General features: G+C 48.2%; 15 protein-coding genes. All 15 read left to right on the top strand.

What is annotated here, in order from left to right:
- Positions 1-18 precede the first annotated feature (18 nt).
- Positions 19-1,128 carry a sensor histidine kinase gene (locus V1467_RS14985; RefSeq protein ID WP_416305782.1) on the top strand — a complete coding sequence of 370 codons (1,110 nt, stop codon included), beginning with the start codon at positions 19-21 and terminating at the stop codon, positions 1,126-1,128.
- Positions 1,125-2,471 (top strand): sigma-54-dependent transcriptional regulator, encoded by a 1,347-nt coding sequence (locus V1467_RS14980; RefSeq protein WP_416305781.1) that lies wholly within the window; start codon positions 1,125-1,127, stop codon positions 2,469-2,471. Before V1467_RS14985 ends, V1467_RS14980 begins: the two co-directional genes overlap by 4 nt.
- A 418-nt stretch (positions 2,472-2,889) precedes the next feature.
- Positions 2,890-3,216, top strand: coding sequence for a flagellar hook-basal body complex protein FliE (fliE, locus tag V1467_RS14975; RefSeq protein ID WP_416305780.1), 327 nt, complete (start codon positions 2,890-2,892; stop codon positions 3,214-3,216).
- Positions 3,217-3,231: 15 nt separating this feature from the next.
- Positions 3,232-4,929, top strand: a complete 1,698-nt coding sequence (fliF, locus tag V1467_RS14970; protein ID WP_416305779.1) for a flagellar basal-body MS-ring/collar protein FliF — start codon at positions 3,232-3,234, stop codon at positions 4,927-4,929.
- A gap of 32 nt (positions 4,930-4,961) precedes the next feature.
- A complete protein-coding gene (fliG, locus tag V1467_RS14965) occupies positions 4,962-6,002 on the top strand; it encodes a flagellar motor switch protein FliG (protein WP_416305778.1) in 1,041 nt (346 codons plus the stop codon).
- A gap of 39 nt (positions 6,003-6,041) precedes the next feature.
- On the top strand, positions 6,042-6,830 hold the full coding sequence (fliH, locus tag V1467_RS14960; protein WP_416305777.1) for a flagellar assembly protein FliH: 789 nt from the start codon (positions 6,042-6,044) through the stop codon (positions 6,828-6,830).
- A 9-nt stretch (positions 6,831-6,839) separates the two neighbouring features.
- On the top strand, positions 6,840-8,171 hold the full coding sequence (gene fliI / locus V1467_RS14955) for a flagellar protein export ATPase FliI (protein WP_416305776.1): 1,332 nt from the start codon (positions 6,840-6,842) through the stop codon (positions 8,169-8,171).
- Between the two features lie 6 nt (positions 8,172-8,177).
- On the top strand, positions 8,178-8,618 hold the full coding sequence (gene fliJ / locus V1467_RS14950; protein WP_416305775.1) for a flagellar export protein FliJ: 441 nt from the start codon (positions 8,178-8,180) through the stop codon (positions 8,616-8,618).
- Between the two features lie 221 nt (positions 8,619-8,839).
- Positions 8,840-10,759 carry a flagellar hook-length control protein FliK gene (locus V1467_RS14945; protein ID WP_416305774.1) on the top strand — a complete coding sequence of 640 codons (1,920 nt, stop codon included), beginning with the start codon at positions 8,840-8,842 and terminating at the stop codon, positions 10,757-10,759.
- Between the two features lie 75 nt (positions 10,760-10,834).
- A complete protein-coding gene (gene fliL, locus V1467_RS14940) occupies positions 10,835-11,341 on the top strand; it encodes a flagellar basal body-associated protein FliL (RefSeq protein WP_416305773.1) in 507 nt (168 codons plus the stop codon).
- Between the two features lie 39 nt (positions 11,342-11,380).
- Complete coding sequence (gene fliM, locus V1467_RS14935) at positions 11,381-12,439, top strand: flagellar motor switch protein FliM (RefSeq protein ID WP_416305772.1); 1,059 nt, start codon at positions 11,381-11,383, stop codon at positions 12,437-12,439.
- A gap of 19 nt (positions 12,440-12,458) precedes the next feature.
- Positions 12,459-12,872 carry a flagellar motor switch protein FliN gene (gene fliN / locus V1467_RS14930; protein ID WP_416305771.1) on the top strand — a complete coding sequence of 138 codons (414 nt, stop codon included), beginning with the start codon at positions 12,459-12,461 and terminating at the stop codon, positions 12,870-12,872.
- Positions 12,832-13,275, top strand: coding sequence for a flagellar biosynthetic protein FliO (gene fliO / locus V1467_RS14925; protein WP_416305770.1), 444 nt, complete (start codon positions 12,832-12,834; stop codon positions 13,273-13,275). Before fliN ends, fliO begins: the two co-directional genes overlap by 41 nt.
- The gene (fliP, locus tag V1467_RS14920; RefSeq protein ID WP_416305769.1) at positions 13,268-14,011 is read left to right on the top strand and encodes a flagellar type III secretion system pore protein FliP; all 744 of its coding nucleotides are present in this window, start codon (positions 13,268-13,270) and stop codon (positions 14,009-14,011) included. Before fliO ends, fliP begins: the two co-directional genes overlap by 8 nt.
- A gap of 9 nt (positions 14,012-14,020) precedes the next feature.
- Positions 14,021-14,290 carry a flagellar biosynthesis protein FliQ gene (gene fliQ / locus V1467_RS14915; protein WP_416305768.1) on the top strand — a complete coding sequence of 90 codons (270 nt, stop codon included), beginning with the start codon at positions 14,021-14,023 and terminating at the stop codon, positions 14,288-14,290.

Below are 14,290 nucleotides of genomic sequence, written 5' to 3'. Positions count from 1 at the left end.
TTTTGACACGAGGTAGATATGGCCGTTGCCCAACTGGTAATCAAAGCACCACAGCAACCCGATGTAACAACATACAGTGTTGAAGATATTGAAAGTCTTCAGCAGCAAAGTGATCGTCTTTCCCATTTGCTGGAGGTCATGCCGGCGGGTGTGGTGGTTATTGATGGTCAGGGTAATGTACGACAGGCCAATCAGGTTGCGATTGATTTGCTCGGCGAACCATTAGAAGGTCAGTCGTGGCGGATGATTATTCGCCGTTCTTTTCGCCCACAAGCGGACGACGGTCATGAAGTTTCGCTCTATGATGGGCGTAAGGTCAAGTTATCTATCTGCCCGCTGGAAAAAGAGCCGGGCCAACTTATTGTATTAACCGATCTGACTGAAACCCGCCAGTTGCAACAGCGTGTCAGTCATATGCAGCGCTTGTCATCATTGGGTAATATGGTGGCTTCGCTGGCGCATCAAATTCGTACACCTTTGTCTGCAGCGATGCTTTATGCCGCTAATATTGCCAGTAGTCGACTGGATCAGGACTCGCGACAAAAGTTCAGTGACAAACTGCTTTCACGCCTGCAGGATTTGGAGCATCAGGTAAATGATATGTTGCTATTTGCCAAAAGTGGTTCTGAGCAGGTGGTTAGCGAGTTGTCCATGCAATCCTTGCTGGAAGAAGTCGAAACAGGATGTGATGCAATGTTGTCGCAGCATCAAGCCAGAATAAAGGTAGAAATGCCGGATCCGGATATTATTATTTTGGGTAATCGCACCGCTTTAGCTGGCGCTCTACAAAACCTTATCCATAACAGTTTACAAATTAAACCCCAGGGGGCCGAAATTACCTTGAGCGCCAAACGCGCTGAGGATGTTGCTGGCCAAGTGTTGCTGTCCGTCAGCGACAACGGTCCGGGATTTGATGAGCAACATATTAATCAGTTATTTGAACCTTTTTATACTACCCGTTCCCAGGGAACGGGGTTGGGGCTGGCTGTTGTCAAGGCGGTTGCCCAGTCTCACAAAGGCAGTGTTTATGCGCAATCCCCACGTAGCGGTGGCGCCAGTTTTACCTTGTCGTTGCCTATTTTTATTCCTACCCATTCCCATTGTTCCAAACAGGAGTTAACAGCATGAGTTCCACAAAAGTCATGATTGTTGAAGATGATGTCGGCTTGCGTGAAGCACTGGTCGACACGTTGATGTTAGGTGGTTACGACATTATTGAGGCAGATAGTGCCGAATCGGCGATGGTGCAATTAGGCCGTCACAACGTTGATCTTGTGGTCAGCGATATTCAGATGGGTGATATGAGCGGGCTGGCATTGCTTAAAAGTATCAAGAATAAATTCGCCAATATGCCAGTGCTGCTGATGACAGCTTACGCCACCATTAACGATGCGGTGCAAGCTATGCGGGATGGGGCTACCGATTATCTGGCCAAGCCTTTTGCTCCACAGGTGCTGCTTAATCTGGTGGAACGTTATGCGCCGGCGCAAAAAGTCGAGTCCCGCCAGCCTATTGTGGCCGATCCCGTTAGCCAGCAACTGCTTAAACTGGCCGAGCGGGTAGCAAGTTCTGACGCCACAGTGATGATTTTGGGCCCCAGTGGCTCAGGTAAAGAGGTGTTAGCTCGCTATATTCATGATCAATCTGCCCGCGCCGAGCAGGACTTTGTGGCAATTAACTGCGCCGCAATCCCGGAAAACATGTTGGAAGCGACGCTATTTGGTTATGAAAAAGGTGCGTTTACCGGCGCACTCCAAGCCTGCCCGGGCAAATTTGAACAGGCGCAAGGTGGAACCTTGTTACTGGATGAAATCACCGAAATGGACTTGGCGTTGCAGGCCAAAATTTTGCGGGTTTTGCAGGAAAAAGAAGTCGAAAGATTAGGTGGACGTAAAACCATTTCTCTGGATGTGCGGGTGTTGGCAACCAGTAACCGTAACTTGCTCGAGGCGGTAGAAAAGGGCGAATTTCGTGAAGATCTTTATTACCGTCTAAATGTATTCCCGTTAACCTGGAGTGCACTAGCCAAACGTAATGGCGATATTCTGCCATTGGCGGAGCACCTTATCGAACGTCATTGTCAGTCGGATCATGCCCCTAAACTGACCGCTGCGGCCCGATCAAAATTGATGCAATATGCCTGGCCTGGCAATGTGCGCGAACTGGAGAATGTCATCCAGCGTGCGTTAATTCTGGGCAGTGGTGAACAGATTGATAGTCAGGATCTGATGATTGATAACCTGAACAACTCCAGTCTCGAACCAGCAGATACAACTGCAGCGGCAGAGGTACAGGAAGAGGCCAAGTTGGGAACAGAGCTGCGCTATCAGGAACATCAGATCATTCTCGATACGCTCAATGCCTGCAATGGCCGGCGTAAGGAAGTTGCCGAAAAACTGGGTATCAGTCCCAGAACCTTGCGCTATAAACTGGCCAGAATGCGGGATGTAGGCATTCAGTTACCGGCTTGAAAAGCTGGATAACAAGGAACGAGCAGTCGAAGCGGGTTATGGTTCGACTGCTTCTCCGTTCACCCATATCTTGTTGAGGAAGCACTACGAGATCTATCTGTTCAATTCATCCCGGGTTTACCGGAAAGGCCGGATAAGCAACTTGTCTGTCCCGTTCGCCCGAGCGCGAGGAACGAGCAGTCGAAGGGGGAATCCATTATGCTTCCAATCTGTTTTATTTTCCCTTTTCCATAACGTTTCCTGACATGTAAATAAACCACTCGCCTTGTTGATCATACCTGGCGTCAAAAAATCGCCACCATTTTTTATAACGCATCGATTAAGCATAAGTTATTGAAACTATTAATAAATAATATTGTGGCACTGGAGTTGCTAACTGTAATGAATAGCAAGAATATGTCAGAGGTTTCAGACAGCGATGGATATTAAGGCCCAAAGCTTATATAGCGAATTACAATCTCTCAGTGCCCAGGCGCAAAGCGGCATTGGTGATTTACAACCTACCCAAATCAACCCTACATCGCAGAATTTTGGCGATATGCTTAGTCAGGCCCTCAACACAGTTAATACCATGCAACTGGACGGTAAAGATAAAGCTGTCAAGTTCGAGATGGGTGATACGTCTTTAAGTTTGGCTGACGTAATGATAGCTAAGGAAAAAGCGGGGTTAGCTTTTGAGGCAACTATTCAGGTACGCAATAAGGTGCTTGAAGCCTATAAAACCATTATGAATATGCCGGTGTAATAAGAGGGTTTTAGTGTGGCAGAAGCAACAGGTACAGAACTGGCGGTAAGCAATAACGATGACAGAATGATGGCGGAAAACTCATCCACGCCGAGTATTCTGGAAAATCTTAATAGCGTTGACGTACTGCGCCAGATCACCTTGGTGGTCGCTTTAGTGATCAGCATTGCCATCGCGATCTTTATCGTTATTTGGGCGCAGGAACCGGATCTCAGACCATTGGCAAAAATGCCTACCGAAGAATTGATCCAGCGTCTGGATTATCTGGATGCCAACCAGATCGAATACCAACTCAAAGGCGACACTATCTACGTTAACGAAGCCGATTACGACAGTATCAAAATGGGGATGGCCCGGCAGGGGATGAATGAGGAATCTTCATCCGGCACCGATATTATCATGCAGGATATGGGCTTTGGCGTCAGCCAGCGGGTTGAAATGGAACGCCTCAAGCACGCCAGAGAACAACAAATAGCCCATACTATTGAAGATTTGTCCTCCGTAGGCAAAGCCAAAGTATTGCTGTCTTTACCCAAAGAGAATGTATTTGCCCGTCGCGAGAAAAAAGCTGGCGCCACTGTGGTTTTGACTTTGCGTCGTGGTGCGGTGCTGTCCGGTGAAGAAGTCGACGCGGTGGTGGATATCGTTGCTTCATCAGTGCAGGGCATGGAACCTTCCAGAGTGACGGTGACCGACAGTACCGGTCGCTTGCTCAATTCCGGCTCTCAGGACGCAACCTCGGCGCGTGCCCGCAAAGAATATGAACTAGAAAAAAAACGCGAAGCGGAATATCTGGCTAAAATCGATTCCATTCTGATCCCGGTGCTGGGATTGGGTAACTACACTGCTCAAGTTGATGTCAGCATGGATTTTACTGCTGTCGAACAAACCCAGAAACGCTATAACCCGGATTTGCCGGCAGTCAGAAGCGAGATGACTGTAGAAGAAAATAGCGTGGGTTCGGTGATTGCGGGTATTCCCGGTGCGCTAACCAATCAACCTCCCCTGGATTCGAATATTCCTGAAAATGCAACGGCGTCCAATTCGCAAACCACCACACCAGGTCGCAGTCATAAAGAAGCCACGCGCAATTTCGAGCTCGATACCACTATCAGCCATACCAAACAACAGACTGGTCAAATTCGTCGTTTGAGTGTATCGGTAGCCGTGGATCATGTGCGTGAAACAGCCGCCGATGGCAGTACCACCAGTGTGCCGCGTGAGCAGGCAGAGTTACTTAGTTTGCGTCGTCTGTTGCAAGGTGGCATCGGTTTTGATATTACCCGTGGCGATACACTGGAAGTGGTCACCATTCCGTTCAGTCGTCTTGACGAAGGCGCGATCCCGGAAACACCAATCTGGGAACAACCCTGGTTTATGCGTGTACTAAGATTAGTAGTAGGCGGACTGGTTATTATTGTATTGATACTGGCAGTGGTCAGACCGATGTTACGCAAGCTGATTAATCCCGACGTGGCACAGGACAAAGATGATTTTGATGCCGATACCGGTCTGGATCTGGGCGATGACACCATCAGTATGCTGTCGCAGGAATTTGATGCCGATCAGGTGGGCTTCTCGCCGGATGGCTCGCTGCATATGCCGGATCTGCATAAAGATGAAGATGTACTCAAAGCTGTCAGGGCGCTGGTAGCCAATGAACCGGAATTGTCCGCGCAAGTGGTCAAGGGCTGGTTGATGCAAGATGACTAGTAGCAATTGATACTAATAGATAGGCAAAAGTGATGGCTGAAGAATTAGCAGAACAACAATCGACAGGTTATGACGTCGGTAAACTGGAAGGGGTTGAAAAAGCGTCAATCCTGTTACTGAGTTTATCCGAAGAAGATGCCGCCCAGATCCTCAAGCATCTGGAGCCCAAGCAGGTGCAGAAGTTGGGAACCGCGATGGCCAGCATCGAGGATATGACCCAAAATAAAATTACCGCAGTGCATAAACATTTTATCGAAGAAATTCAGAATTACAGCACCATCGGTTTCCAGAGTCAGGATTTTGTTAAAAAAGCCCTGACCGCTGCGTTAGGTGAAGATAAAGCCGCCAATCTGATTGACCAAATCCTGGCCGGCGGCGGGGCCAAAGGTCTGGACTCGCTAAAATGGATGGATTCCAAACAGGTTGCCGGCATTATTCGTCATGAGCATCCGCAGATCCAGACCATAGTGATGTCCTATCTGGACGCCGAACAGTCGGCCGAAATTATGGCTCAGTTCCCGGAAAAAGTGCGCCTCGATCTGATGATGCGTATCGCCAATCTGGAAGAAGTACAGCCCGCAGCCTTGCAAGAATTGAATGAAATTATGGAGAAACAGTTTGCCGGTCAAGCCGGGGCACAGGCAGCCAAAATGGGCGGCCTGAAATCCGCAGCCGAGATTATGAACTACCTGGATACCAATATCGAAGGTCAATTGATGGATGCTATTCGTGAGCAAGACGAAGAGATGAGTCAGCAAATCCAGGATCTGATGTTCGTGTTTGATAATCTGGTGGATGCCGACGATCGCGCCATTCAGACCATTCTGCGTGAAGTACAACAAGAGGCGTTGCTTAAAGCCATCAAGGGTGCTGATGATAATCTTAAAGAAAAAATCACCAGCAATATGTCCAAACGGGCGGCCGAAATGTTGCTGGATGACCTTGAAGCGTTGGGACCGGTGCGAGTTAGTGAAGTGGAAGCCGCACAGAAAGAAATACTGTCAGTGGCTCGTCGTCTGGCCGATGCCGGTGAAATTATGCTTGGCGGTGGAGGCGGAGATGAGTTCCTCTAATCAGTTTAAACATTATTGGTTGCGAGGCTGAACACCTATATGTCTGAACGGGATACGGATGACGAATTATCCGAGGCGATTAAAGCCTGGGAATTGCCGCTGATTGAGGATGAAGAGCAACGCGCCCGCGAGGCGGGTAAAACCAATGCGATTAATAAAACCAGCAACTGGGTGTATGAACCACCGGAAAGTGAAACTGAACAGGAACTAAGCTTACCTACAGCCGATGAGATTGAAGCGATTCGTCAGGCAGCCTATCAGGAAGGTTTTGACCAAGGCCAGCAGGAAGGATTGCAAAAAGGTCAGGAGCAAGGTCAGGCAGAAGGTCACCAACAAGGCTACGAGCAAGGGTTTGAGCAAGGTAAAGACGAGGGATTAAGCGCCGGACAGGAAGAGAGCAACCAGCAACGTGAACAATGGCAGAAGCTGCTTGAACAACTGATCAAGCCTGTGGAAAAAGTCGACAAACAACTGGAAAATGAACTGGTATTGTTGGCAACGTCTTTAGCTAAAGCGGTAATACGCTGCGAAGTCACTACCAATCAGGACATTATTTTTCAGGCCTTGAGTGAAGGGTTAAAAGTACTACCTATTGCCGATAAACAATATCAGATCCGCTTGCATCCGGATGATTTGGTATTAATCAAACAACATTTCAGTGAAGAAGATATTGAGCGACATCATTGGAGACTGATTGAAACACCGGATATGGCGCGCGGCGGTTGCGATATTGTCACCGATAGCAATGCCGTTGACTTGTCGGTAGAACGTCGTACCCGTGATGTGCTGGACAAATTTCTGTTGCAGCAAGGCCTTAATTATCAATGAGGTTAATCCGTGTCCAGTTTACTTGAACGTATCAAGCAGTATCAGACTCAAGTCCCTAATCCACAAACTGTTGCCGAGGGAAAATTGGTACGCGGCATTGGTCTTACCCTGGAAGCCGTTGGCTGTCAGTTACCGGTTGGTAGTCAATGTCTGGTGCAAACTATCGATGGCGAGATTGAAGCCGAAGTGGTGGGTTTTGCCGAGAATATTACTTACCTGATGCCAACCGAAGCGGTTAAAGGCATAGTGCCGGGTTCTCGTGTGCAACCACTTAGTCGTGAGCAGGGCATTCCGGTGGGAATGGAATTACTTGGTCGCGTGGTGGATGGCAATGGTCAGCCTCTGGACGGACTGGGGCCGATTAAAACTGACCAGCGCGTGCCACTGACACGTCCGCCAATGAATCCGTTATTGCGCAAACCCATTGAAAGACCTCTGGATGTGGGCGTGCGTGCGGTTAATGCCATGCTTACCGTTGGACAAGGCCAGCGAATGGGACTGTTCGCTGGTAGTGGTGTGGGCAAAAGCGTGCTGTTGGGGATGATGACCCGCGGCACCAGCGCCGATGTGGTCGTTGTTGGCCTTATTGGTGAAAGGGGCCGCGAGGTCAAAGAATTTATCCATGATATTTTGGGCGACGAAGAGCGTCAAAAATCTGTAGTGGTTGCGGCCCCTGCGGATACCTCGCCACTAATGCGTCTCAAAGGCTGTGAAACGGCGGTAAGTATTGCCGAATATTTTCGTGATCAAGGCATGAATGTATTGCTGTTGGTGGATTCACTCACCCGTTATGCCATGGCGCAGCGTGAAATTGCCTTGGCTGTGGGGGAACCACCCGCGACCAAAGGCTATCCACCTTCGGTATTTGCCCGTTTACCGGCATTGGTCGAACGGGCGGGTAATGGCAGTGCCAGCCAGGGATCTATCACCGCATTTTATACTGTGTTGGTGGAAGGTGATGATCTGCAGGACCCGATTGCCGACGCGGCAAGAGCGATACTGGATGGACATATTGTGCTGGCCCGGCGTTTATCCGATTCAGGACATTATCCTGCTATTGATGTTGAAGCCTCCATTAGCCGGGTGATGCCAATGGTCGTCAGTGAAGAGCATTTAGCCGCGTCACGTCGAATTCGTCAGGTGTATTCTAATTATCAGCAAAACCGCGATTTAATCAGTATTGGCGCTTATACCAAAGGAACCGATCCCAGAATTGATCTGGCCATTAATGCCGAACCGGCAATCAGTCAGTTATTCCAGCAAGGCATGAAACAAATCACTCCATACGATGAAAGCCTGCAAGATATGACCAAACTTGCCCAGGCTCTGGGTAAAGGCTAAGCCGTCATGCCAGATAAACAATTACTCATGGTGGCCAAGTGGGAAAAAGAGAAAGAAGATAAACTGGCGCGCGATTTCCAGCAGGCCCAGCAACAATGGGTAACCAATAAAAACAAGTTGGCGGGGCTGGAAAATTACCGGCTGGATTATTTACGCCAGATCCAGCGAAAAGGGGCCGATGGCGTCAAGGCGTTATCTTATGGTCAGCACCAGTCCTTTATCGGCAAGCTGGATAAAGCCTGTGAAGAGCAAAATAAATTGATTGCCAGAGCCAAATTGGTGGCCGATCAACGCCGTGAGTTGTGGCTTAAACAACAACGTAAACGCAAGGCCGTTGATATGTTGTTGGATAAAAAACTGCAACAACGTGAACTTAAAGAACTCAAGGAAGAACAAAAATTACTGGATGAGTTGTCTATCCAGAAATTTATCCGCGCTCGCGCATAACCCGCGCAAGATAAACAGCCTCTAAACTGCAAATAATTTTATCCAAATTTAAACGTTGGAATAGGAATTGCAATATTTCTAACACGACGTAGGTACAAGCGGTAAATTTGCTAAAACATGCTTGGATAGCCTGCCATATTATAGATGTTCACCACTCTAGTTTTACTAGAATATTTATTAAAAACAGATGGTTAAACGCATTGTGCTAGGATAACGTTATTATGATGCAACAACTTGCCGCTTCAACAACAGAGCTTGCCGCAAAGTCTAAACCTGCCGCTAGTGGTCCGGAAACGGAACAGTCTGCGGGAGAATTTGCCGCGATGTTTGAACAGCACAGCAAAGAGCACACCTCTGCCAATAAGCAGCAAAATCAATCTTCCGTAGCGTCAGCATCTAACAACAGTAATAAATCTAGCGCGCAACAAAAAGATCAATCGATTGATGCATCAGCAGCAGAAAAAGGTGCGGCGGATACCCAAGCTGCCAGTCATTCTGCCAAGGATGAAGCAGCGGATGAGGCTGCACAGAATAGTAAAGCGTCGAGTGAAACCGACAAAACATCTCCCGGCCCAGAAGCAAAGTCGGCAGCGCCAGACGCCGAACAGGTTACACAGTCTACGGATGAACTGGCTGATGAAACTGTGCAAGGCGATCCTTCCGAGTTAACTCGGCAGCAATTGCATAGTGCCTGGCTGGAGTTACTGGATAAAATTAACGCCTCTTCCAAGGCAACAGATGGTGATACTTCTGTCTCCCTGGATGAGGAGGGCGACGTCAGTGAAGAATCGCAATCCTTGTTGAGCAAGCTAATCGACAAAATATTTTCTGCAAAACCCCATCAGCCAGCCGATGGCAGCGCTGATAATGAAGTGGAAATCGATCAGGATAGCGAACTTGATAGCGACCTTGGCTTGAATGCAGTTAACAACATCGATGATATTGATGCGTTGCTTGCCCAGTTGCAGACCAAGGCTGAAGCAGATGACCTGGATGATAATATTGAAATCATCAATATCTTAGCCGAGCTGGTTAAGACTCTGCAGTCCGGCACGTCACAGCTTTCCGATCCACAGTCCGTTGCAGCAGATAACGGTAGCGAAACCGATGCCATCTCGTCATTAAGTGATTTGCTTGAGCAACTGTCGATAAAGACTGATGATCAGAAGGAGCCCAACGCCAGCCAATTATTTGACAGCGTGGACAGGGTACTGGCTTTTTTAGCCGGCCAGAATGCAGATGCAGCAAAATCGGCGGGAAAGGGCGAATTACCCACCCAGGATATCGCTAAGCTAACAGAAGATATGCAACGGTTATTGGCGGTTCCCAAAGAGCAGCTTAGCAAGGCAATTGATAAATTAACCACACAAATGCTATCGGACGCGCCAGCGGAAACACGCCAGAGTTTTATTGCCTCGTTGCAGGCCGGAATTAACGAGATTCGTCAGCAACTGGAGCAGGGGCGCGAACCAGCATTGGATTTGCAGGCGATGGTAGGTAAAGCATTAGGTGAGTTAAACAAAAATAATCCTGAACTGGCTCCGGCATCTGCGCGCCAGTCTATAACTGAGGTGCTGGAATTTGCCTCAATGACGGCGACACGCAACGAAGCGGCAATGCTGCATGGCGGCAGCGAACACAATGATGATACGGCAGTGCGCCTCGGCGAAACCAAATTGGTGCAACATAACAATGCACTGGATAAAAACACTACTAATTTGCAAAAAATGGAAGGGATTAAAACCTTGGTGGACAAGGTTCAGTTGATGGTGAACCAGAAAAATCTGGTGGCAGATATCCGTATTGATCCACCAGAGCTGGGCAGTATGCAGATTCGCTTGCATTTAGGCGCAGAGCAAGCCAGTGTGAATTTTGTAGTACAAAGTCAGCAGGCCAGAGATATGCTGGAGCAAAGTACCCCACGTCTCAAGGAAATGCTGGCCGAACGAGGTATTGAATTAGGTCAATCAACGGTGCGTCAGGAAAAAGATCAAACTAACGGTGGAGCCGAACAGCAGGGAACATCTGGCGGAGGCCAATTTGCCCAGGACGACAGCAGTCATGACACCGAAGAGCAAACTCAGACACATCAACTGCATGTCACTAATGGTGCTCTGGGTGGAATTGATTACTTTGTTTAGTAATTGGGATTGCCAACAGGTGCCGCAGTTCTGGATAATGTGTTCCAGATATATTCATCCACAAGGGATAACTTAATGGCAGATGAAGAACTGAAAATAGAGCAGGGCGGCAAAAAGAAGAAAATGATTATTATCATTGCCGCTGCGGTGATTTTGATTGGTGGCGGTGTAGGCGGTTATTTTTTTATGGCTGGTGGTGATGATATGCCGGAACTGGGTGAGGTGGTAGACCCGGGGGAAGAGCAAGTTGCACCGGCCAGCGGCACGGCTTTGTATGTGGCCATGCCTCGTCCGTTTACGTTTAACGTTCCGGGTGTCGGACGCGATAGACTGGTGGAAATTAAAGTTCAGCTGATGATCCGCGGCTTTGAAAATGAAGAAGAAATTAAAAAACATATTCCGCTGGTCGAGGGTGCATTGCTAAAAGTATTTAGTAGCTCGAACGCAGATGACCTGGTTACCGAAGCTGGTAAAGCGGCGATTAAGGAACAATCATTGCGTGAGGTGCGCGCCACCATGAAAAATGTGACCGGCCGTGAAGTCGTTGAACAAGTTCTGTTTACCGGCTTTGTGATGCAATAGTTTGCTATTCAACAAGATTTTTGACAGCAGGAAAATGAAGTGAGCGATTTATTATCACAAGACGAAATTGATGCCCTGTTACACGGGGTTGATGATGTCGAAGAGGAAGAAATTGAATCGTCCATCGATGATGGTTCGGCGATTGAATATGATTTTTCTTCACAGGATCGTATTGTGCGTGGTCGCATGCCGACCCTGGAAATCGTTAACGAGCGTTTTGCCAGACATATGCGGGTCAGCTTGTTCAACATGATGCGCCGCAGTGCCGAGGTATCGATTAACGGCATCCAGATGATCAAGTTTGGTGAGTACATACATACCCTGTTTGTTCCTACCAGCCTGAACATGGTGCGTTTTCGTCCGCTAAAAGGCACCGGCCTGATTACCATGGAAGCCCGTCTGGTATTTATTCTGGTGGATAACTTTTTTGGTGGGGATGGCCGTTTCCACGCCAAGATTGAAGGACGTGAGTTTACTCCCACCGAGCGACGTATTATCCAGATGCTGCTCAAACTGGTGTTTGAAGATTATAAAGAAGCCTGGTCACCGGTAATGGATGTATCCTTTGAATATCTGGATTCGGAAGTGAATCCGGCCATGGCCAATATTGTTAACCCGACCGAGGTGGTGGTGATTAGTTCCTTCCATATCGAACTGGATGGCGGCGGTGGTGATTTCCATGTGGCGTTGCCCTATTCAATGCTGGAACCTATTCGCGAACTGCTGGATGCCGGGGTGCAAAGTGATAAGGAAGATACAGATTTGCGCTGGTCCAAGGCGCTGCGTGATGAAATTATGGATGTTAAGGTGGAAGTGACTGCTGACTTACTTGAGTTTGATCTATCCTTACAGGAAGTCATGGACTTGCAGGCTGGTGACATTATTCCTATCGAAATGCCGGAGCATGTGGTGATGTCGGTGGAGGATTTACCCACCTTCCGTACCAAATTGGGACGCTCCCGCGACAATGTGGCACTGAAAATTACCGAGAAAATTCAGCGTCCGGTGTCGGTTAAATCCGAATTACAGTTATTAACCAAAGGTGGGCGTCGGATCGACAGCGACGCCGAACTTCAAATACTTGAAGAAGACCTGTAGCAACATGAAGAGGTAGCAGATGAGTACCGAAAACGAAGACGGCATGGACGATTGGGCGGCTGCGATGGCCGAACAGGCAGATGCAGAGGCGGAAGAATCTGATGCAAACGAGGATGTTCAGGTTGCTGAATATGATGAATTAAAGGAAGACGCCAATATTTCGGTGGAAGAAAAGCGCAAGCTCGACTCCATTCTGGATATCCCTGTGACCATCTCGATGGAAGTCGGGCGTAGTCATATCAGTATTCGAAATTTATTGCAGTTGAACCAGGGATCAGTGGTTGAACTGGATCGGGTCGCGGGTGAGCCATTAGATGTATTAATAAATGGCACGTTGATTGCTCATGGAGAAGTAGTAGTCGTCAACGATAAATTTGGTATCCGCTTAACCGATGTTATTAGTCAAATCGAAAGAATCAAAAAACTCCGTTAAAAAAGTCTCCCGCCCCTTGCTGGGCGGGCTCTTGCTTATTTCCCAATCCTGTTTTGCACAATCTGTATCTCCCACTAGTGCTTCTACCTATGTGTCAATTTTACTGTCATTGATTGTTGTTCTCGCGCTTATCTTCGGGCTGGGATACGTCATGCGTCGGTTTAATGTCACTCAAACCGGTAGTGCCCAAATGAAAGTGGTTTCTTCAATGGCACTCGGGAATCGCGAGCGGATCATGTTGATTCAAGTGGGCGATGAGCAGCATTTATTAGGTATCACCACCCAGAATATTAATCATCTGAGCAAAATGGAAAATCCGGTTAGCGTCGAAGCCCAGTCAGAAGGTTTTAAAGACAAGCTGAATCAGTTGATGAAACATAACCGGGGTGAGCGTGATGAATAAATACTGGATATGGGGGCTGTTAGCATTAGGTTTGTTGCCGCTTGATGTGTTTGCCCAGGGGATCCCGGCGTTAACAGTAACTCCCAACCCTAACGGCGGGGAAGATTACACTATGACCCTGCAAGTGGTCGCGATTATGACCGCGCTCAGCTTGTTGCCGGCATTTCTGATGATGATGACCTCGTTTACGCGAATTATCGTGGTGTTGTCAATTTTACGTCAGGCTATCGGTTTGCAGCAATCGCCGTCCAACCAGATATTAATCGGTGTCAGCCTGTTTTTAAGTATTTTCATTATGAGTCCGGTGTTTGACAAGATTAACGAACAGGCATTGCAGCCTTATCTTGATGAACAGATCACCTCGATTCAGGCCTATGAGTTGGCCAAGGAACCGCTTAAAGCCTTTATGCTGGCGCAAACCCGGGTCAAAGATCTGGAAACCTTTGTGGAAATTGGAGGTTATCAGGATCAGTTTCAGGAACCGGCAGATGTGACCATGAATATTTTGATCCCGGCTTTTGTGATCAGCGAATTGAAAACGGCTTTCCAAATTGGTTTTATGCTGTTTATTCCGTTCCTGATCCTGGACCTGGTAGTGGCATCAGTATTGATGGCCATGGGGATGATGATGTTGTCGCCTATGATTGTCTCGTTGCCCTTTAAGCTGATGTTGTTTGTGATGGTGGATGGCTGGAATCTGGTTTTCGGTACGCTGGCCAACAGTTTCGGAATGTAGGGGAGTAATATGAGCCCGGAAATATTTGTCGACGTGCTACGTGAAGCGCTGTCTATGGTGATACTGCTGGTTTCCGCTATTATCCTGCCCAGTTTGTTTGTTGGTCTGGCGGTGTCGGTATTTCAGGCCGCCACCTCGATCAACGAGCAAACCATTAACTTTTTGCCACGTTTGATTGTGACCTTGCTGGCGTTGAGCTGGGGCGGCCACTGGCTGGTTGGCCAGCTAATGGATTTCACCTTTGAAATGGTGGCACGTATTCCCCAGGTTGTCGGGTAA

The sequence above is a fragment of the Neptunicella plasticusilytica genome (assembly GCF_047922965.1).
In the GTDB taxonomy this organism is placed as follows: domain Bacteria; phylum Pseudomonadota; class Gammaproteobacteria; order Enterobacterales; family Alteromonadaceae; genus Neptunicella; species Neptunicella plasticusilytica.
This window is presented reverse-complemented; position numbering and strand designations above follow the sequence as displayed.